Here is a 392-nt window from a genome sequence, read left to right as displayed (position 1 = left end):
TGGTCCAGCATGGTGCGGATGTCGCGGCGGCCGGCGTTGATCATCGGCTCGACGGTGAAGATCATGCCCGCCTGCAGTTCGAGGCCCGTGCCGGACCAGTGGACCGTCAAGACCAAAGACCGCAGCCTCTCGGCGCAGTGGGAGCACACTGTGCTCGTCACGGAAACCGGCTACGACGTGCTGACCGTCTCCGCCGGCACGCCCGCGCGGCCGCGCGTGGTCGCCGCCACCGCCTGACCGATTTCGCCTTTTTTACCGCCAGCCGCTCATGAGCAGTGTTCCAGCCGTCGCCCGATCCCACGCCGCGTCGCTCAAAGCGTACTACAAAGTGGCCAAAGCCCCGTTGCTGGAACGCTTCAAGACCGCCACCTACGTAGAGGCGTTGATGGCGG

General features: G+C 66.1%; 1 pseudogene. It reads left to right on the top strand.

The features are described 5' to 3' along the window. Positions 1-237: pseudogene (locus EN824_RS33620) on the top strand (hypothetical protein); the annotation flags it as partial. Positions 238-392 lie beyond the last annotated feature (155 nt).

Origin of the sequence: Mesorhizobium sp. M8A.F.Ca.ET.181.01.1.1, from assembly GCF_004792025.1 — a bacterium.
GTDB lineage: Bacteria > Pseudomonadota > Alphaproteobacteria > Rhizobiales > Rhizobiaceae > Mesorhizobium.
This window is presented reverse-complemented; position numbering and strand designations above follow the sequence as displayed.